Genomic DNA, 835 nt, shown 5'->3' on the forward strand with positions numbered 1-835 from the left:
CGGGCTGGGCAGTTTCACCTACTCGGCGGTCTTCAACGGGCTGCTCTCCGACGGGGCGCCCCATACGGTGACGGCCAGTTTGCCCGGTTGCGGTAGCACGACAACTACCTACACCGCCCCGGCCTCCTGCTCAGTGACGCCTGTCTGTTCAATCAATAATCCAGTCGTGACGGTGGGAACCTGCACCAGTGCCACCAATACCTACTCGGCTACGGCCCTGGTGACCTTAGCTAACCCCACGGCCGGGGTACTCACCCTCACCAACGGAGCCAGTAGCCTGACGACTATCATCGGTAGTGGACTCAGCAGCTTCACCTACTCAGCCGCCTTTACTGGATTGGTTTCCGATGGAGTTACCCACACAGTGACCGCTTCGCTGCCCGGTTGCGGTAGCACGACAACTACCTACACCGCCCCGGCCTCCTGCTCGGTGGCTTCTCCGGCCTGCGCGGTGGGAACGCCGGTGGTGACAGTAGGGCTCTGCCAGACGGCCACCAACACCTATTCAATTACTACCGTAGTGAGCGTCCAAAATCCCACGGGTGGGCAAACTCTCACTATTTCAAATGGAGTCAGTAGCCAGCCCTTCACCACGACGGCGGGCAGTTTCAATACCTTCACGATGGTCTTTAATGACCTGATTTCGGATGGGATACCCCATAGTGTAACGGCCAGCTTGCCCGGTTGTGGCTCGGCCACGGCCCAGTATACGGCTCCGGCCTCCTGCTCGGTGGCTCCCCCGTGCTCGCTGAGTGCGACGGTGACAGCGGGTTTATGCCAGACGGCCACCAACACCTACTCGGCCACGGCCCTGGTCCAACTGACCAATCCGCCA

General features: G+C 60.7%; 1 pseudogene. It reads left to right on the forward strand.

What is annotated here, in order from left to right:
- Positions 1 to 835 (forward strand): annotated as a pseudogene (locus tag ACYVI1_RS26100) (hypothetical protein); the annotation flags it as partial.

It is taken from the genome of Spirosoma areae (assembly GCF_054781775.1).